This window comes from Chryseobacterium sp. UNC8MFCol (assembly GCF_000482305.1).
Classification (GTDB): domain Bacteria; phylum Bacteroidota; class Bacteroidia; order Flavobacteriales; family Weeksellaceae; genus Chryseobacterium; species Chryseobacterium indologenes.
Genome location: NZ_AXUZ01000004.1, coordinates 422,507 through 439,999, shown reverse-complemented (window position 1 = coordinate 439,999; position 17,493 = coordinate 422,507). Strand labels below are relative to the sequence as shown.

The window sequence follows — 17,493 nt, the reverse complement described above, 5'->3', positions numbered from 1 at the left end:
TCAATAATAAGCACAACGCAATGCACAGATACCTGCATGCGTTACATATCATATTCATAAATTAATTAAAGGATTTTTGCTAAATTGATTTTGATAGGGCAAATTTACGACGGTAACAGCTGGACATGATTTGTGAAACAAGAAAAAGATTTGCTCATTTACGCCAATTTAAAAAATATTCTTACCTTTATTTCATGAATGACAGCCATTTTAAGGATGTGGAAGACGAAGATGCAGAATTTTACGTGTATCATGTGCTTACGGGAAATATTACCACAGATATCCATTATCACAGTTCAGCACAACTGGTGTATGCAGAAGGCGGGATCGTACATGTTTTTACTGATCTGAAACACTGGTATCTTCCGGCCAGATGCTTTATGTGGATTCCTGCCGGCACACCTCATTATCTTTTTTCAACGAGTCCTAAGGTCAATTTATATAATTTTTATTGTAAAAAGGAAGAAGGTGAAAATGGCTTTTTTGATGAAATTAATATCTATTCGGTTAATGATCTCCTCAGAGAGATGATTTTACATACAAAAGAATGGAATGGCAAAATCACAAAAAACGATAGTTCTAAATATTATTTTCTCAAAGCATTAAAAGGTGTTTTGCCTGAAAAAAGAGATAAAAAGCTGGCATTTCCCGTGCAGCATCCCTTCCCAAAAGATGAAACCCTGCTTAAAATTGCCAAGTACATTCATGCCAACCTCGAAAAACCTCTTACCATAGAGTCTACGGCAAAGGAATTCGGAATGAGTACTAGAACCCTGTCCAGGAAGTTTAAAGAGACTTTAGGGATGAATTACGTCCGTTTTCTGCGTGCCCTGAGAATTACCCGATCTCTTGAATTAATGTTGGAAGGAAAGTACAATATGTACGAAATTGCAATGATGGTGGGCTACAATAGCCTGTCTTCCTTTAGCAATATTTTTAAAAAGGTAATCGGGGTGGCTCCTACGGAGTATCAGCTGAAATTGAGAGGAGATAGATAGTTTGAGGGTGGGAGAGTCTTTGGGATAAAAGTAACTCTATAAAAATGACGGGTATATCTTAAAACCTCCTATATTCCCCTTCTCTGAAGGGTTGTTTTTTCTCCGTAAAAAAGATGGGAGTAGTAAAAGTATAGTGATACAAAAAAACCACTTCAAAAATTGAAGTGGTCTTGTATGGTGAGAAATTCTCAGTCGTTTGATTAAGCTTCTTCAGATTTAGCTTCTTCCTTTTTAGCAGGAGCAGCTTCAACCGGAGCATCAGAAACGATATCGAATTCGTAGTTGTACTCAACATTTCTGTGAAGTCTGATAAGAGCAGCAAATTTACCAGTTCTCTTGATCGTGTTACCAGGAATTTTGATATATTTTTTCTCTACAGAAACTCCAGCTTTTTCTAAAGCAGCAGAAAGATCAGCGTTGTTGATAGATCCGAATAATTTATCACCAGTACCTACTTTTGCAGGAATCGTGATAGATGTTTTCTTCAATTGGTCAACTACAGCGTTAGCAGTAGCGATTAATTTAGCTTCTTCTTCTTTTCTAGCTTCTAATGTAGCTTCTAAAGCAGCTTTGTTTTTAGGGGTAGCTAAAAGAGCAATTCCTTGAGGAATTAAGAAGTTTCTAGCATAACCTGGCTTTACGTTTACTGTATCAAACTCAAGTCCTAAGTTTTCTACGTCTTTTTTTAGGATAATTTCCATTGTTGTTGTCCGTTTTTTAGTTTTAGAGAAAAGAACAAAGAAAAAAGAAAAAAGACTGATGTCTTAGAAATTATTTCTTTTCTTTAATCTAAAAATCGTTAGAATTAATTATTTATTCAGCAACTTAAAAAAAGAGAAAATGACCGAAGTCTTTTCTCTTTCTTCTTGTTTCTTTATATCTTACTTTAATAAGTCAGCTACGTATGGTAGTAATGCAAGGTGTCTTGCTCTTTTGATAGCAGCAGAAACTTTTCTTTGATATTTTAAAGAAGTTCCAGTGTATCTTCTTGGTAAAATTTTACCTTGCTCGTTCACGAATTGTAATAAGAAATCAGCGTCTTTGTAATCAACGTGCTTAATTCCGTATTTTTTGAATCTACAATATTTCTTTTCAGATTTTGTATTGATATCAAGCGGAGTAAGGAATTTTACTTCTGATTCTCCTCCAGCTGAGGCTTGTTTAGCCATTTCATCTATTGCCATGTCTTGTCTTTTTTAAAAAATAGGGTTAATTAATTAAGCTTTAGCTGCTTTTACTTTAGCTCTTCTAGTTACAGCGTACTCAACAGCATGCTTGTCAAGTTTTGTAGTAAGGTAACGGATTACTCTTTCGTCACGCTTAAATGCTAGCTCTAAATCAGCTACTATAGTACCTTCTCCTTTGAATTCGATTAGAGTATAGAACCCGTTCTTTTTCAATTGGATAGGGTAAGCTAATTTTTTCAATCCCCAATTTTCTTTAGCAACGATTTCGCAGTTCTTTTCTTTGATAAGATCTACATACTTGTTCACTGCTTCCTCTACCTGTGACTCAGATAGAACGGGAGTTAAAATGAAAACAGTTTCGTAATTGTTCATAATGTTAAATAAATTTGTTAATTATTTCGAGGTGCAAAAGTAGAGAATATATTTGTAATATGCAATATTATTGTTGGAATAATTGAAAGTTTAAAGTTGCCGGAGCAATGTTGGCGACCTCCCGCTAAGGTGGGAAAATTAAAAAGCACTAAAGAGAATGGCATTAAATTTTTATAAAAGAGAATTTTTCTTGAACTGATTCACGATGTTTACTAGGAACGTTAGATTATACACAGGATTTTACTGTTCGGGACCGATTTTTGCATTCAGATCTTCACTTCTAATCAGGAAAAACAAATTTTATTATACAATGAAAATTAATTATTACATTTTACCATTACTGGTAGCCGGGAATCTTCTATACTCCCAAGACAAAATTTCAAAGAAAAACGGAAGTAGTTTTGACGCTAAATTAATAGATGTCGGTTCTTCCGAAATTACCTATAAAGAGCTGGACAATCCCGAAGGACCCACTCATTCTTTAGATAAATCTGAAATCTATCAAATAACATACAGTAATGGAAAAACAGAGGTTTTAGGGAAATATAAAACTGTTGATGAAGCCAAAAATCTTATTGTCTCCAAAATTAATGACTATGGAATTGACCGTGATAGAAACGATTTATCACTTCGTGCTGAGTTTGATGGTGACAATATTAAAATCAATTCCCTTAATGCCAAGGGACGCATTGTTCATGAAGGTGATTTTTGGGACCTAAGCAAAGTAGTGGCTTTTCATAACATTTCTAAAAGAAAGGATAATATTGCCTATTTAAATATAGTTACCTATAAAATCACAAAATCCAAAAGAGCATTAAGTAAGCTGGTTATTAAACTAACAGATTATGAGGCAGCCGAAAATGTTTTAGAAGCTATGAAAGATCTGAAAATCATGTTGAAAAAAGACTGATATATTAATCACGTTGTCTGATTTCTGTAAGGAAATTTACTTTCAGAACATCATACAACGAATGTCTGCTGACCAGAATAGATGCAATAGAGGAAACCATGCCGGCAAGCATCAGGTGAAATATCAATGAATGCCTGTCGGTCATTTCCAGGACAATAATTGCGGATGTAAACGGAGCTCTGGTGATTCCGGTAAGAAATGCAACCATTCCGCCCAGGATGACTACGTTGGTTTCATTGGGAGTCAGATGAATCGCTCCGGAAATAACAGATCCGATACTTGCTCCTGCGGTAAGAGCCGGGGCAAAAATGCCTCCCGCGCCTCCAGAGGTAAAGGAAAGGGCAGGGCCCAGCATTCTTAAAATGGGAACATACCAGTCTTCATGTTTGTCTTTCGTAAAAAGAACCCTTTCCATAATTTCTTTTCCGGACCCCAGAATTTCGTGGTTGATAAAATAAGCAATTGATGCAATGATCAGGGCACAGCCCACAAGGAATATCACATTGGCTTTATCTGTCGTTAACTTTCTCTTTTTCCAGCCGTTTATTTTAAGCATAATCACAGAAAGCTGGCTCGCCAGAATACCTGCCGTTGCTGCGACCAGGATAATAGGGAACATCACCATTAAAGAAACATCATTGGTTTTTGGATATCCCAGATATAAATAGGATCCGGCCAATGTCTGGGCTGTCAATCCGGCAATAATGACGGCGGTAAATAAAGCTGTTTTAAAGTAATTAATATGGGTTCTCGAAAGCTCTTCCACAGCAAATACAATTCCGCCCAACGGGGTATTGAACGCCGCTGCGAGACCTGCTGCAGCGCCTGTCATAATCATATTTTTCTTGGAGATCTTCGGCCACCATTCCGGAAGATATTCATTCACTTTTCTGAAAACGGAGCCTGCAATCTGAATCGTCGGGCCTTCACGTCCTACCGCACCACCGCCAATGACGAGAATAACGGAAGAAAGAATTTTAAAAATGATGATTTTAAGGCTTAAAAGGCTTCTGATTTTTCTGTGTTCTTTCGGGTTGGCAAGTTCCACAGCAGCCATTACCTGAGGAATACCGCTTCCTTTAGCATTGGGAGCAAATTCTTTTACCAGCCACCAGGAAAGTACAAAGCCAAAAGGTGCGATTATGAAAATCATCCAGGCATGCCATTCAAAGATAATATTCATCAGATTTTCTCCCCATGCGAATATTTGCGCATACAATACCGCAAGGAAACCTGTAATAACTGATCCTATCCAAAACGGAATAGCCTGAAGCAGGTTGTATTTCAACTGCTCATTGCGGATATTGTCAAAGGAGTTTTTGATGGATTTTCGTATCAGAATAAGGATTTTCAGCATTTGTCGGTTTTGTTGGATGAAATTACGGTAAAATTTTGAGAAATATTATTTCAATCCAAAAAAAATCTCACCCGTAAAGAGTGAGATTCTGTAGTTGTTTATTTTTAAGATCCGCCAAAAAAGAGGGCGGCTGCTATACCGTAGATCAGTAATATACTACCGGCAAAGATCAGATTAACATTCCTGAGCGCTAATTTATCCTTGCTTTGGAGAACCGTAGCTTCAATAATGATGAACAGAAACCACAAACCATGGAAAATCATCATAAAGATCAGATAGGCCAGTCCGTCCCATCCTTTTGCCTGACTCATTGCAATGGCAAAAACAACAGTTCCGAAGATCAGCACTGCCAGACGGATCAAAATGTGTCGTGTTACATTTTGTCCCCCAGGTTCCGCTTTCTTTTCGTTGCCCTGTTTTATTTCAAAAAGCTCTCTTAGTTCGGGGCTCATTCTTTCTGTTTGTTGTAGAGTGTAACAAAAAATTGCAGGATCCCGATATAACCAAGGAGATTTAACACTCCAAAAACACGAAACAGATTCATCGAATAGAAGTCAAAAAAGCTGGATGCAAGCTGAATAATATCAATAAGGATAATGGCACATAGTGATAGTATAGCAATGATCGTCGCGTTTTTCATAATCTGTCTGTTTTTGGTTATTAATGTAAAGTTTTAACTGATCTGAAGGGATATACTATATTTCTGTGTTTAAATCCCAGTTTTCAAGGTAGTCGTGAACATGTTTCAGCATCATTCCCCCCAGAGAACCGTCTACCACTCTGTGGTCGTAAGAGTGAGACATAAACATTAAGTTTCTGATAGCAATCACATCACCATCCGCAGTTTCTAGAACAGCCGGTTTCTTAACGATAGCTCCGATGGCTAAAATAGCAACCTGAGGCTGAGGAATAATCGGGGTCCCCATAAGGTTTCCAAAGCTTCCTACGTTAGAAATAGTATAGGTAGCTCCCTGAGTGTCTTCAGGTCTCAATTTCTTATTTCTCGCTCTGTATGCCAGATCATTGATAGCTTTGGCAAGCCCTGAAAGTGAAAGCTGGTCAGCATTTTTGATAACAGGTACGATAAGGTTTCCGTCCGGAAGGGCAGTAGCCATACCGATGTTGATGTTTTTCTTTTTGATGATGTTCTCACCACTTACAGAAACATTGATCATTGGGAAATCCTGGATCGCTTTAACAACAGCTTTAACAAAAATAGGCATGAAAGTCAGTTTTTCACCTTCACGTTTTTCGAATGCCGCTTTGTTTTTGTTTCTCCATTTTACAACGTTGGTAACGTCAGTTTCAATGAAAGAAGTAACATGCGGAGCGATTTGTTTTGCTTTTACCATGTTTTCAGCGATGATCTTTCTCATTCTGTCCATTGGAATGATTTCATCACCTGCACCAGCGGTAATCGTTGCTGCAGGAGCAGAAACTGCCGGCTGAGGAGTAGATGCTACAGGGGCTGCAGCTGCAGGCTGAGCAGGCTGGTTTCCTTTGTTGGCAACGTACGCTAATATATCTTCTTTGGTAATTCTTCCTTCCAAACCGCTTCCTTTGATGGTTTTCAGTTCAGTTTCAGAAATTTTTTCCTGTTGTGCAATTGATTTTACTAATGGAGATAAATAAAGGTCTCCTGAGAATTCTACGTTAGAAGCAGCCACAGTCTGTAAAGGCTCTTCAATCGTTTTTAATGTCTCTGCATCGGGGGTAGCAGCAGGAGTTTCAGTTTTTACTTCTTCTGAAGCGGTACCTTCTCCTTCAATTTCTAAAATAGCAATGGCCTCACCTACTTTGGCAACTTCATCTTTTTGCTTTAAAATTTTAATAATTTTTCCCGAAACAGGTGTCGGAACGTCTGAATCTACTTTATCTGTAGCAATTTCTACTACAGAGTCATCTTCTTTTACGCTATCACCTTCATTGAATAACCAAGTGATAATTGTCGCTTCCATAACACCTTCTCCCATGGAAGGAAGCAATAATTTGTATTCTGCCATTTTTGATTTTTAGATTTTGACAAATATATAAAAAAAATCGGTTTTTTTATGAAATATATAATCTTAGGTGAATTCAATGTAAATATTTTCACCTACATTCAATCCAAACAGGCTTTTAGCCCCGTTTTTCTTACTTCCTTTGTAAATTGTCAGCTCCAATAACTGACTGTCATTGAAAATGGCCGCCGATTGCCCATGGAATTCGGTCTCCCTTTCCCAGTCGGAAACAACCTCCGTATGACTGGAAAAGACTCTGGAAAGGCTAAGATTCCTGAATTTTATGGTGAAACTATTGTATCCTTTGCTGATATTTTCGAAAAAATCTTTATTGATATTTGATATTATATTTCCGAAATTATCAATATAAGTCACTTCTCCGATAATCATGGCTTCAGACTCATTGTAAACCGCTCTCGGGAACATCAGTTGCTTTACGGTATCTATTTTTCTTCCTATAACTTCAGGAAGTCCGCCATTAGCGAGATGTACCGCAGCAGGAACAAAAATATCCGTAGAAGTAAAGTCGATGACATCATCAAACCGATTATTCAGCGTGAGCTCGTATATGGCTTCAGGTTTAATATCAAAAAATATAAGGCTCAACAGGCCGTTGTCTGCCGCCAGAAAGTAAGAACCGTCTGATTTGTAAAGAATATTTTTTCTTGATTTGTGATAAAAACTGTCTACGGCTAGGATGTGGATAGATCCTTTAGGAAAATATTTATAGGCGTTCCGTACAATGTACGAAGTCTGTATAAGGTTGAAAGCCTGGATATCGTGGGTTATATCAATAATATTAACCTCAGGATTTAGAGACAGAATACTGCCTTTCACAGCAGCAACTCTGTAATCCAAATTTCCGAAATCCGAAGTAAGGGTAATAATTGACATGAGCAATTTATAGAATAGTGTAGTCTTGCAAAGTTATTTAAAATAAAAAGAAAGCCCGAAAGATTGTTGAAAAGAATTTCATATAAATTTAAAAAAAAAGCTTTAATTTTAAAATCTAAAAATAAAAATACTGCATGTTTGAATTAACATTTGATTTGGAAGATATCGATCCAAAAATCTTTTATGGAGTTAATAACCAATATTTCAACTTAATAAAATCAAGCTTTCCGACCATTAAAATTACAGGAAGAGATCATTTTATCTTTGCTATGGGGAATCAGGAGGCTTTAGATATACTGAAACAAAAACTGGATGACATTGTAAACTTTATCTCTAAAAACAATTCAATAGGTCTGAAAGACGTTGAAAATATCCTTAATATTAAAGATGAAAACGAAAAACAATTGGTTTTTGATCAGGATATTATTGTAAAGGGAGTCAATGGAAAAATTATTAAAGCCAAAACCACCAATCTTAAAAAGCTTGTTAAAGAGACAGAGAAAAAGGATATGGTGTTTGCAATTGGGCCGGCCGGGACAGGAAAGACCTATACGAGTGTTGCCTTAGCTGCCAGAGCATTAAGAGATAAGGAAGTAAAAAGAATTATTTTAACCAGACCTGCTGTAGAAGCGGGGGAGAGCCTTGGATTTTTACCCGGAGACCTTAAAGAAAAGCTGGATCCGTATTTACAGCCCCTTTATGATGCGCTTCGTGATATGATTCCTCATGAAAAGCTGGAAGGTTTTATGGAGAAAAAGGTAATTGAGGTAGCTCCATTGGCTTTTATGAGAGGGCGTACGCTTGATGATGCCTTTGTAATTCTTGATGAAGCTCAGAACACAACCCATGCACAGATGAAAATGTTTCTGACAAGAATGGGGATGAATGCGAAGTTTATTATTACAGGAGATCCAAGCCAGATTGACCTTCCGAAAAACCAGCAATCAGGGTTAAAAGAAGCGATGAGGATCCTTCACGGAGTGAAAGAAATCGGTTTTGTACATCTTACGGAGGAAGATGTGGTAAGACACCCTGTGGTAAGAAAAATTATTTTGGCTTATAACGATGAGGATAAGAGATTGAGAAACGACTCCTAAGTAAATGTAAAAGTTTTCATAAAATTTCTATTAACGTTTAATTATTTTATTAAAATTTGTTAATTTGAAAAAATTAATTAGTTTTGCAATCCTTAATTAAAAACTAGTTAACAATGAAAAAACTTTTACTTATTGCAGCAGTCGCTGTTCTAGGAGCAAATGTAAACGCTCAGGAAGTAAGATTTGGTGCTAAAGCCGGATATTCCTATTCTACATTAAAGGCGAAAGGTGATGGTCACTCTGAAACTTCTGATCCCCTGCATACTTATTATATCGGTGGATTGGTAGAATATAAGCTGAGTGATAAATTTGCGCTTCAGGGAGAACTTTTATATTCTCCACTTGGTGGAAAAATGGAAATAGAAACGGCTGATCCAAATAATCCAACTACATTTTTAAACGTTAAAGCAAAACAAACTTACCATACCTTATTGATTCCTATTTCAGCGAAATACTTCATTACTGAAGGGTTATCTGTTTCTGCAGGGGCTAATGTTGGTTTGATCCTTGCCGCAAAAGAAAAATACTCTGCTGATTTGGGACTGGGACCATTGGTTGAGCTGGAGGGAAGTGATGAGACTGATATTAAAGATCAGCTGAATACTTTAAACCTGGCACCTTTCTTAGGTGCTGAATATATGTTGGAGAACGGACTCTTCTTTGATGCAAGATATAACCTGGGTGTATCAAACTTAGCAAAACATGCTGAAGGAGGGTACAAACTGACAAATAGCTTTATTCAGGTAGGTGTAGGTTTCAAGTTCGGAGGGAACTAAGAATGTAACCAATAATTGATAAAAAACAGGACAAAATTTGTCCTGTTTTTTATTGTATGGTATATCAAACGTTGAATGTGCTGTTTTGATGAAAATAATTAGTAATTTTGTGGCCTTAATTTAAAAGCTACTAAAAAAATGAAAAAGCTATTAGTACTAGGTGCTTTTGCACTTTTAGGAGGTGCAGCTCAGGCACAGGAAGGTTTTAAAATCGGTGGGCATATTGGTGTTCCTGTATCTGATGCATCTGACGTATCTTCCTTTACATTAGGCGTAGATGCTGCTTATATGTGGAATATCACTAAAGGACTTGATCTTGGAGTTACCACAGGATATTCTCATTTCTTTGGAAAAGATCACTTCGATGATTTCGGGTTTATTCCTGTAGCGGTTTCCGGGAAGTATAAATTTGCCGGAGCACCTATTTTTGTAGGATTAGACCTTGGATATGGTATTTCTACGAAGGATGGGGTAGATGGTGGATTCTACGCTCAGCCAAAATTCGGATATCAAATGAAGACCGGCGAGTTGTATTTAGGATACCAGTCTGTGAGCAACAGACGTGATCACGGATGGTACAGAGATAGCTGGAATGTAGGAGCTGTCAACCTTGGATATAATTTCTTCTTAAAATAAGGAGATTATTGATCATATTGAGGGAAGCTCCGGCCGCAAGGCCGGAGCTTCCGCTTTTTTACACGCTTAGTCTAATTTTTAGTTCTGAATTGCAATAGTAAGGTAACAATCTCAAAAACCGGAAAGCTGGAATATTTATATCTATATAATTCCAATGCAACACAAAGTTTACGAGTAATTTTAGGGAAACAAAGAATTGAAATCAACTTTATGGATTCTTTCTAAGCACAAGTATTGTCCATAAAGGCTCATCAGTGATTTTATGGTTTCTTAATCCTTTCATCACTAAGGAATAGAATCTTGCCTTTGCGTTTTGTAAAGCTTTAGAATGTACCTTAAAGGGGATAAAGGACAACAGTTTAAATTCAGAGTAACCAAACCACTTACCCAGTCTCCAACTTTAGATACTGATCACTCATTAAACTTCCCTTTTTAATTATAAACAGGTGTTTAAAATCTTAAAGGTAATGGCCTATAAGTTAATATTTTAACTCTCTACCGTTAACTTTTGGATGAAATTGGGATGTTTTTAGGGGAAATTAACAAATACAAAAGAGTAAACATATCGGGATCCGGTTGATAAATTGTGATTTTTTTATTCATAATATTGTGAAAAACTCAAAGCGGGTTATTTTATATGATTTATTTTTATAAAATGCTTAAAAATACTAGTGATATTAATCACATTAACAAATTTTAATATTCGTGGAGGCCACTGTAAATTTGCCCCCAGAAAGTATTAAAAATTTTTTAAAATGAAAAAAATATTATTAGCGGGTGCTGTTGCACTTTTCGGTTTATCAAACGCTCAGATTGCTAAAGGAACTACATATTTATCAGGACAAGTAAATTATTCTCAAAAAGAGTATAATAATGCTAAGGATCAAAGAGATGAAAATTTCAAAATTCTTCCAACTGTTGGATATTTCGTAAACACTAACTTAGCAGTAGGTTTAGGACTTGGTTACCAAAACGCTAACACTAAAACAACTGAAGATAAAGCAGGTAACACAGTATTAAAAACTAAAGATACTGAATCTGCATTCGTTGTAGCTCCATTCGTAAGAAAATATTGGACTTTATCTGATAAATTATATATTTTCGGTCAATTAGAAGTTCCAATGGCATTTGGTCAAACTAAATACGAAGAAACTGCTACAACTACTACAGGAGCTGGTACATCTGTTGTTTCATCTTCTGATAAATACAACAAAACTTCTATCGGTGTTAACATTAAGCCAGGTTTAGATTATTTCTTAAACAAAAACTGGACTATCGAAGCTACTATCGGTGAATTCGGATACAACACTTCTAAAGTGGATGTTGACGGAGCTAAGAGAGTAAACAACTATGACTTCGGTTTAAACTTAAAAGCTGTAACTTTCGGAGTTAAGTATGTATTTGCAAAATAATAAACAAAACATATAGCACATAAAACCCTGAGATTTTCTTGGGGTTTTTTTATATTTGCTCAAATTTTTAATAATCATGAATAAACTTTTATTAGCAGGTGCTGTAGCACTTTTCAGACTTTCAAACGCTCAGATGACTAAAGGAGATTGGGTAATCAGTGGAAACACAGGAATGGGATTCAATAATACCACCTCTACAATAAAGGTAGCCGGTCAGTCTATTGATGGTCCTAAAACAAATACTTTTTCCATTTCTCCTTCTGTAGGATATTTTGTCATTGATAAGTTGGCTGTTGGCGTGGAACTGAGCTATCTGACTACGACCACTAAGTTTGAAGGCAATAAATCTACAAGCTCTACTTTTTCTGTAATGCCTACAGCTACCTATTATTTCACCAATTCTACGAAATTTGTACCGTTCCTAGGAGCAGGCATAGGATATTCCTCGAATACGACAAAGTTTAAGAGTGATGGAGGGTATATTGGCGATCCGTTATTGCAAAATGAGACAACAACAGACGGGCTGGCATGGAAAGTGAAAGGAGGAGTAACTTATATGGCAACCCCATCTTTAGGACTAAATTTAGGGCTTTCTTATGATCAGTTCTCCAATAAAGAGACAGTATTGAATAAAGAGGTTAAAACCAACGTTAAAACTTTCGGAGTTAACATTGGAATGTCTTATTTCATCAGAGGTAAAGCACAAAAATCAGATAAATAATTTTATTTATTGTAGACCAAAATAAAAAAATCCGACTCGCTTTTGAGTCGGATTTTGTATTTTAATAGGTTCGTTTTTTGGATTATTTTCCAAACATTCCGCCCATTCCCGGCATATTCGGCATTTTGCTCATCATCTGCATCATCTGCTTTCCCTGAGGTCCCTGCATCATCTTCATCATTTTACCCATCTGGTCAAATTGCTTCATCAGTTGGTTTACATCCTCAATTTTTCTTCCCGCACCTTTGGCAATTCTGTTCTTTCTTTGAGTGTTGATGATAGAGGGTCTTCTTCTTTCTTCAGGAGTCATGGAGTGGATAATTGCTTCAATGTGCTTGAAAGCATCATCACTGATCTCCACATCTTTAATTGCTTTTCCAACTCCGGGGATCATTCCCATTAAGTCCTTCATGTTACCCATTTTCTTGATCTGGTTGATCTGCTTCAGGAAGTCGTCAAAACCAAATTCGTTTTTAGCGATCTTTTTGTGAAGTTTTTTGGCTTCTTCTTCATCAAACTGCTCCTGGGCTCTCTCTACCAGGGAAACAACGTCTCCCATTCCCAGGATTCTGTCTGCCATTCTTTCCGGATAGAAAAGATCTAAAGCTTCCATTTTTTCACCTGTAGAGATAAATTTGATTGGTTTTTCAACCACGGAACGGATCGTCAGGGCAGCACCCCCTCTTGTATCACCGTCTAATTTGGTTAAAACAACCCCATCGAAATTCAAAGCATCGTTAAATGCTTTTGCAGTATTCACAGCATCCTGACCTGTCATAGAGTCTACTACGAAAAGCGTCTCCTGTGGTTTGATGAAATAATGCACAGATTTTATTTCGTTCATCATCTGCTCATCAATCGCCAAACGACCCGCTGTATCCACGATAACTACGTCATGATTATTGGCTTTCGCAAAGTTGATGGCATTTTCAGCAATGGTAGAAGGATTTGTAGCGCCTTCTTCAGTATATACGGGAACATTAATCTGTCCTCCCAATACTTTTAGCTGGTCAATCGCCGCAGGACGGTATACGTCACATGCTACCAGCAAAGGTTTTTTATTTCTTTTTGTTTGTAGATAATTGGCAAGTTTTCCTGAGAAAGTTGTCTTACCGGAACCTTGAAGACCTGCAATAAGAATCACGGTCGGCTTCCCTGAAAGATTGATCCCTTCCTGAGAACCTCCCATCAGATCAACCAACTCATCATGAACAATCTTAGTCATCAACTGTCCAGGAGTAAGGGAAGTAAGAACGTTTTCTCCTAAGGCTTTATCCTGAACCCTTTTCGTAAGGTCTTTTGCAACTTTATAGTTAACATCGGCATCCACTAATGCTCTACGGATCTCCTTTACGGTTTCCGCTACATTGATTTCGGTAATTTTTCCACGTCCGGAAATATTATGTAATGCCTTGTCTAATTTATCCTGTAAACTATTAAACATATGTATTGTAAATTATAGGTTTGCAAAAATAAGGAATTAATTTTAAAATTCTTATTTATGCAGACGATATATGTTTATAAATGCTAAGCTTTTGCGTAAAAATGACTTAATAGTTCGTCTGTGTAAACTGCGGTATCTTCAATAATATTTTGATTTCTTATTTTTTGAATTTTTTCAGGAGTTAATCTTTCTATTCCGGCTTCTTCTACAAGTTGCTCCGGTAATCTGTCTATTATTCTGTTTTGAATATGGGAAATCAGCTTTTCTAGATCTGAACAATAAATGGGAGGATTATCAAAGCCATTCTCGGAAGAGTATCTGTTGGCTAAATCACCGCCGCCACATGTTTCATTAATAGGACATAATCTGCATTGCTTGCATAAATGTTTATGACTATGATGATAAAGCTTGGCTAGAGGCGTGTCTAAAGCCTGATTAATAGAAAAGGAACTTACATTGGCACCTGTTTTTGTAAAGCCGTCTCCACAGGATTTCAGTCCATCTACAGCTTCCATAGAACCATCGGTTTCAATAACTAGTACTTCATTGTTTTTGTTTCCGAGATAATCTGCCATAAGATCATTACCTAATATGGAAGTGGTAATATCTCCAAATAACCGGAGAGAGGGTCTTGTTTCTTCCTTTTCGTTGTACCATGTATCGAAAATTTTGATCAGCCAGTCTGCATAATATGTATTTTCAGTGCCTTCCGTTTTTCCTATTGGCGGATTGTCGTATGTACCGTAAGGAAATAAATAATCACCGCCTTTTAAATCCAGACTTTTAATATGCTCATAGGACTCAATAGGATCGGAATCGATATTCATTACTGATAATAATCCAGTACGTTCTTTGTAAGATTTATTATTAAGTAAAACATTGATGCCTTTTATCACATCATCATAAGATCCCTTTCCGTTATGATAAAATCTATTTTTGTCATTTACTTCTTTGGGACCGTCAAGGCTTACTCCTATATCTATTCTTAATTTTTCCAAGGAATTGACGATGTCTTCATTAAGTAAGATGCCGTTAGTTTGAAGATTGTACCTGAAGTTTACTTTTCCTTCAGCCATTCTGTTTCCTGTATTTACAAAGTCTTCTATGTATTTTTGCCCGGCTAACAATGGTTCTCCGCCGTGTAGAATAATACTGAAGTTTTTAATATTGTGTTCTTCACAATGTTCAATAATTCTATTGTAAATATTTTCAATTGTTTCTTTGCTCATTAGTTTAGGCTGGTTTTTATAGGTGTTATCGCCCAAATTATACATATAGCAATAAGAACAATTCAAATTACATCTGCTCGCAATTTTTAATACAACAATTTTTACTTCCATTTCTATTTTTTCTAATTTAAATGGGTCTGTTTTGTAACAGACCCAAAATTGATGCTTTTAGTTTCTACCACTTAATACCATTTCTCCATCCGTTTGACCATGCATTAGGCCATCCGAGGTTAGACCAGTTATTCGACCACGCTTCATCATAAGGATCTTCAGGAGGGCCTCCTCCTCCTTTAATTGTTTTACTCATTTCGTTTTTCAGGAATTTGTCTTGTAATGAATCAGAATGCTTTTCCATTTTTTTTAGATCTGATTTCAAATCGAATTTGAATTTCATATTATTAATTTTTAAAATATTGAACTCCATATTTTATATCAGGGAATTCTTTTGATAGCTATTTAATTCTGTCCAAATAGCAGACACTATATATTCCTAGGTGTATAGTAAATTTTATAAGGCAGAACCTTTTATTCTTGTTGAGCAAACTTACGCAGCCCCTTTCTATACTGAAAACAATGAATCTCTACATTTATAAATTAAGTGGTCTGAATTTATAAATGTCAGCGATTAAATAGAATTAGACAAGTAGAATAACCGTCTGATTGTCAATAATGCTCTTTTGAAAAGTAGAATTTGCCCTCTGATGTGTGGTTTTGTAATGTTAGTTTTGCTGATGATGTGAATAGGAAAAAATATTTTTTTTCTACGGTGTCAAACAGATTATTTGATTGGTATGTACCATATTATATATAGATAAAAATGATAATTATCAAATCATAGGATAATACGATAGAAAAAGTCTATTTTTGCGATCAATTAAAATTGGCCATGGTTTATATCATGGACGAAAATAAATAGAGAATGAAATCTAATCCTAATATTCTTGTAGTCGTCTTACTGTTCTTAACATTCCTCATTCATTTTTCTCTATGGAAATTTGTTTTTCATCTTGATGAAATAATCATCATTAAATTTTATCTTTTCCTGAGTGTCATGTTTATGATGATGATTACCCTGATTATTCTGATCAATAGAGTAGCCCCTGAATTTTTAGGATTATCGGTTATCGGTTTGATCCTTTTAAAATTCGGTTTAATGTACTTAATCAGGAAAAAATTGAACTTTGAGACGATCCCGGGCTATAAATTTCATTTTATCATGCCATATTTCGTCCTGACAGCACTGCTTACGTACTATGCAATCAAGCTCATTAATCATGATAAAAAACAGTAAAATTATTTATTGAAACTAGAAAAAATATTATATTTTTGCACAACGAAAAAAACCTATCAATGTTTAAGAAATTCGCAGTTTTATTCTACAGTATTTTTGTATTAAACTTGGTGTCTGCACAGCACGGCGAGGCTACTGCTGGGGCGGCTCCTGCTCAAGAGCTTTCAGAGAAAGACAAAGTAAGTAAAGAAAACAAAGAATTCATCGATCATCACTTATTGGATGCTCATGATTTCACATTGATGGTTGACAAAGATGGTCACCATATCGGTTTCCCTCTTCCGGTTATTATTTATGATAACGGTTTTCACGCTTTCATGAGTAATAAAGAAGGCTTTATGCACGGTGAGCCGACTGAAGTAGACGGATCTTTTTATGTGTTGCACCACGAAAAGATTTATAAGACGGATGCAGCAGGAACAATAACTCTTGATGATCACGGTCATCCGACTAATGAAAAACCATTAGATCTTTCAATTACAAAAAGTGTACTGATTATTTTATTAGTGTCAATCTTTATGTTGGCGTTGTTCACAGGAATGGCTAAATCTTACAAGAAGTCTGCTATCCCTACAGGAGCAGCAAGATTCTTGGAGCCACTGATTATTTTTGTGAGAGACGAGGTGGCTATTCCAAACATCGGACATAAGTATAAGAGATTTATGGGTTATTTATTGACGGTATTCTTCTTTATTCTTTTCCTTAACGTTTTAGGATTGATGCCTTTCGGAATCAATGTTACAGGTAATATTACAATGACATTCTTCCTTGCTATCCTTACATATCTTATTACTACATTCTCTGCCAATAAAGATTACTGGAAACACATCTTCTGGATGCCGGGAGTACCAGTGCCAATGAAGCTGATCATGCTTCCTATCGAATTATTAGGAACAATCACTAAGCCATTTGCATTGATGATCCGACTTTTTGCCAACATGACGGCAGGTCACATCGTGGTAATGAGTTTGATCGGTTTGATCTATGTATTCAAGAACTTTATTGCTGGTGTAGCATTCCCGTTCTTAACATTAGTAATTTATTTATTGGAAGTATTGGTAGCATTCCTTCAGGCATATATCTTTACGATGTTATCCGCTTTGTTTATCGGAATGGCAGTGGAAGAGCATGAGCATGAACACCACGCAGCTCACTAATCAAATTGAAAT

Annotated in this window: 20 protein-coding genes; 9 read left to right on the top strand and 11 right to left on the bottom strand. The window is 36.2% G+C overall.

Annotated elements, in window-relative coordinates:
* The first annotated feature begins 125 nt into the window (after positions 1-125).
* The gene (locus tag M030_RS23760) at positions 126-998 is read left to right on the top strand and encodes a helix-turn-helix domain-containing protein (protein WP_228375186.1); all 873 of its coding nucleotides are present in this window, start codon (positions 126-128) and stop codon (positions 996-998) included.
* Between the two features lie 200 nt (positions 999-1,198).
* Here M030_RS23760 and rplI read toward each other — a convergent pair whose 3' ends face one another.
* The 3 genes from rplI to rpsF all read right to left on the bottom strand — a co-directional run bounded on the left by rplI (position 1,199) and on the right by rpsF (position 2,557).
* The gene (gene rplI / locus M030_RS0105280) at positions 1,199-1,699 is read right to left on the bottom strand and encodes a 50S ribosomal protein L9 (protein ID WP_027372536.1); all 501 of its coding nucleotides are present in this window, start codon (positions 1,697-1,699) and stop codon (positions 1,199-1,201) included.
* A gap of 180 nt (positions 1,700-1,879) precedes the next feature.
* Positions 1,880-2,182: a 30S ribosomal protein S18 gene (rpsR, locus tag M030_RS0105275; protein WP_002979091.1), complete on the bottom strand. Its 303-nt coding sequence runs from the start codon at positions 2,180-2,182 to the stop codon at positions 1,880-1,882.
* A gap of 33 nt (positions 2,183-2,215) precedes the next feature.
* A complete protein-coding gene (rpsF, locus tag M030_RS0105270) occupies positions 2,216-2,557 on the bottom strand; it encodes a 30S ribosomal protein S6 (RefSeq protein ID WP_027372535.1) in 342 nt (113 codons plus the stop codon).
* A gap of 310 nt (positions 2,558-2,867) precedes the next feature.
* On the opposite strand from rpsF, the gene M030_RS0105265 reads away from it, so the two are divergent.
* The gene (locus tag M030_RS0105265) at positions 2,868-3,467 is read left to right on the top strand and encodes a hypothetical protein (RefSeq protein ID WP_061084681.1); all 600 of its coding nucleotides are present in this window, start codon (positions 2,868-2,870) and stop codon (positions 3,465-3,467) included.
* A 4-nt stretch (positions 3,468-3,471) separates the two neighbouring features.
* Here the strand turns inward: M030_RS0105265 and M030_RS0105260 are convergent, their stop codons facing one another.
* From M030_RS0105260 to M030_RS0105240, 5 genes are all read right to left on the bottom strand, one after another.
* Complete coding sequence (locus M030_RS0105260) at positions 3,472-4,824, bottom strand: chloride channel protein (RefSeq protein WP_027372533.1); 1,353 nt, start codon at positions 4,822-4,824, stop codon at positions 3,472-3,474.
* Between the two features lie 104 nt (positions 4,825-4,928).
* The gene (locus tag M030_RS0105255; protein WP_027372532.1) at positions 4,929-5,276 is read right to left on the bottom strand and encodes a hypothetical protein; all 348 of its coding nucleotides are present in this window, start codon (positions 5,274-5,276) and stop codon (positions 4,929-4,931) included.
* The gene (locus M030_RS0105250) at positions 5,273-5,464 is read right to left on the bottom strand and encodes a hypothetical protein (protein ID WP_027372531.1); all 192 of its coding nucleotides are present in this window, start codon (positions 5,462-5,464) and stop codon (positions 5,273-5,275) included. Before M030_RS0105250 ends, M030_RS0105255 begins: the two co-directional genes overlap by 4 nt.
* A 55-nt stretch (positions 5,465-5,519) precedes the next feature.
* Positions 5,520-6,827 (bottom strand): dihydrolipoamide acetyltransferase family protein, encoded by a 1,308-nt coding sequence (locus tag M030_RS0105245; RefSeq protein WP_027372530.1) that lies wholly within the window; start codon positions 6,825-6,827, stop codon positions 5,520-5,522.
* A 63-nt stretch (positions 6,828-6,890) separates the two neighbouring features.
* Entirely contained in the window at positions 6,891-7,718 is an 828-nt protein-coding gene (locus tag M030_RS0105240) for an S-adenosyl-l-methionine hydroxide adenosyltransferase family protein (protein ID WP_027372529.1), read from the bottom strand.
* A gap of 134 nt (positions 7,719-7,852) precedes the next feature.
* Here M030_RS0105240 and M030_RS0105235 point away from each other — a divergent pair, with 134 nt between their 5' ends.
* The 5 genes from M030_RS0105235 to M030_RS0105210 all read left to right on the top strand — a co-directional run bounded on the left by M030_RS0105235 (position 7,853) and on the right by M030_RS0105210 (position 12,360).
* Positions 7,853-8,815, top strand: a complete 963-nt coding sequence (locus M030_RS0105235) for a PhoH family protein (RefSeq protein WP_027372528.1) — start codon at positions 7,853-7,855, stop codon at positions 8,813-8,815.
* A gap of 113 nt (positions 8,816-8,928) precedes the next feature.
* The gene (locus M030_RS0105230; RefSeq protein WP_027372527.1) at positions 8,929-9,591 is read left to right on the top strand and encodes a porin family protein; all 663 of its coding nucleotides are present in this window, start codon (positions 8,929-8,931) and stop codon (positions 9,589-9,591) included.
* A 138-nt stretch (positions 9,592-9,729) separates the two neighbouring features.
* Complete coding sequence (locus tag M030_RS0105225) at positions 9,730-10,227, top strand: hypothetical protein (protein ID WP_027372526.1); 498 nt, start codon at positions 9,730-9,732, stop codon at positions 10,225-10,227.
* 755 nt (positions 10,228-10,982) lie between these two features.
* Positions 10,983-11,639 (top strand): outer membrane beta-barrel protein, encoded by a 657-nt coding sequence (locus M030_RS0105215; RefSeq protein WP_027372525.1) that lies wholly within the window; start codon positions 10,983-10,985, stop codon positions 11,637-11,639.
* Between the two features lie 76 nt (positions 11,640-11,715).
* Complete coding sequence (locus M030_RS0105210) at positions 11,716-12,360, top strand: outer membrane protein (RefSeq protein WP_027372524.1); 645 nt, start codon at positions 11,716-11,718, stop codon at positions 12,358-12,360.
* Between the two features lie 82 nt (positions 12,361-12,442).
* On the opposite strand, the gene ffh is transcribed toward M030_RS0105210, so the two are convergent.
* From ffh to M030_RS0105195, 3 genes are all read right to left on the bottom strand, one after another.
* The gene (gene ffh, locus M030_RS0105205; RefSeq protein ID WP_027372523.1) at positions 12,443-13,804 is read right to left on the bottom strand and encodes a signal recognition particle protein; all 1,362 of its coding nucleotides are present in this window, start codon (positions 13,802-13,804) and stop codon (positions 12,443-12,445) included.
* An 83-nt stretch (positions 13,805-13,887) separates the two neighbouring features.
* Complete coding sequence (locus M030_RS0105200; protein ID WP_081806292.1) at positions 13,888-15,144, bottom strand: radical SAM protein; 1,257 nt, start codon at positions 15,142-15,144, stop codon at positions 13,888-13,890.
* 64 nt (positions 15,145-15,208) lie between these two features.
* On the bottom strand, positions 15,209-15,427 hold the full coding sequence (locus M030_RS0105195; RefSeq protein ID WP_123840926.1) for a hypothetical protein: 219 nt from the start codon (positions 15,425-15,427) through the stop codon (positions 15,209-15,211).
* Between the two features lie 525 nt (positions 15,428-15,952).
* Here M030_RS0105195 and M030_RS0105190 point away from each other — a divergent pair.
* Both M030_RS0105190 and atpB read left to right on the top strand, forming a co-directional pair.
* Positions 15,953-16,324, top strand: a complete 372-nt coding sequence (locus M030_RS0105190; RefSeq protein WP_027372520.1) for a hypothetical protein — start codon at positions 15,953-15,955, stop codon at positions 16,322-16,324.
* A 59-nt stretch (positions 16,325-16,383) separates the two neighbouring features.
* A complete protein-coding gene (gene atpB, locus M030_RS0105185) occupies positions 16,384-17,481 on the top strand; it encodes a F0F1 ATP synthase subunit A (protein ID WP_027372519.1) in 1,098 nt (365 codons plus the stop codon).
* The last annotated feature ends 12 nt before the right edge of the window (positions 17,482-17,493 follow it).

Excerpts from the sequence above, each read along its gene's own strand:
- M030_RS0105250 (WP_027372531.1), bottom strand. The coding sequence starts at position 5,464 with ATGAAAAACGCGACGATCATTGCTATACTATCACTATGTGCCATTATC.
- M030_RS0105225 (WP_027372526.1), top strand. The coding sequence starts at position 9,730 with ATGAAAAAGCTATTAGTACTAGGTGCTTTTGCACTTTTAGGAGGTGCA.
- M030_RS0105255 (WP_027372532.1), bottom strand. The coding sequence starts at position 5,276 with ATGAGCCCCGAACTAAGAGAGCTTTTTGAAATAAAACAGGGCAACGAA.
- M030_RS0105200 (WP_081806292.1), bottom strand. The coding sequence starts at position 15,144 with ATGGAAGTAAAAATTGTTGTATTAAAAATTGCGAGCAGATGTAATTTG.
- M030_RS0105215 (WP_027372525.1), top strand. The coding sequence starts at position 10,983 with ATGAAAAAAATATTATTAGCGGGTGCTGTTGCACTTTTCGGTTTATCA.
- atpB (WP_027372519.1), top strand. The coding sequence starts at position 16,384 with ATGTTTAAGAAATTCGCAGTTTTATTCTACAGTATTTTTGTATTAAAC.
- M030_RS0105210 (WP_027372524.1), top strand. The coding sequence starts at position 11,716 with ATGAATAAACTTTTATTAGCAGGTGCTGTAGCACTTTTCAGACTTTCA.
- ffh (WP_027372523.1), bottom strand. The coding sequence starts at position 13,804 with ATGTTTAATAGTTTACAGGATAAATTAGACAAGGCATTACATAATATT.
- M030_RS0105195 (WP_123840926.1), bottom strand. The coding sequence starts at position 15,427 with ATGAAATTCAAATTCGATTTGAAATCAGATCTAAAAAAAATGGAAAAG.
- M030_RS0105260 (WP_027372533.1), bottom strand. The coding sequence starts at position 4,824 with ATGCTGAAAATCCTTATTCTGATACGAAAATCCATCAAAAACTCCTTT.
- M030_RS0105265 (WP_061084681.1), top strand. The coding sequence starts at position 2,868 with ATGAAAATTAATTATTACATTTTACCATTACTGGTAGCCGGGAATCTT.
- rpsR (WP_002979091.1), bottom strand. The coding sequence starts at position 2,182 with ATGGCAATAGATGAAATGGCTAAACAAGCCTCAGCTGGAGGAGAATCA.
- M030_RS0105240 (WP_027372529.1), bottom strand. The coding sequence starts at position 7,718 with ATGTCAATTATTACCCTTACTTCGGATTTCGGAAATTTGGATTACAGA.
- M030_RS0105235 (WP_027372528.1), top strand. The coding sequence starts at position 7,853 with ATGTTTGAATTAACATTTGATTTGGAAGATATCGATCCAAAAATCTTT.
- M030_RS0105245 (WP_027372530.1), bottom strand. The coding sequence starts at position 6,827 with ATGGCAGAATACAAATTATTGCTTCCTTCCATGGGAGAAGGTGTTATG.
- rplI (WP_027372536.1), bottom strand. The coding sequence starts at position 1,699 with ATGGAAATTATCCTAAAAAAAGACGTAGAAAACTTAGGACTTGAGTTT.
- rpsF (WP_027372535.1), bottom strand. The coding sequence starts at position 2,557 with ATGAACAATTACGAAACTGTTTTCATTTTAACTCCCGTTCTATCTGAG.
- M030_RS0105190 (WP_027372520.1), top strand. The coding sequence starts at position 15,953 with ATGAAATCTAATCCTAATATTCTTGTAGTCGTCTTACTGTTCTTAACA.
- M030_RS23760 (WP_228375186.1), top strand. The coding sequence starts at position 126 with ATGATTTGTGAAACAAGAAAAAGATTTGCTCATTTACGCCAATTTAAA.
- M030_RS0105230 (WP_027372527.1), top strand. The coding sequence starts at position 8,929 with ATGAAAAAACTTTTACTTATTGCAGCAGTCGCTGTTCTAGGAGCAAAT.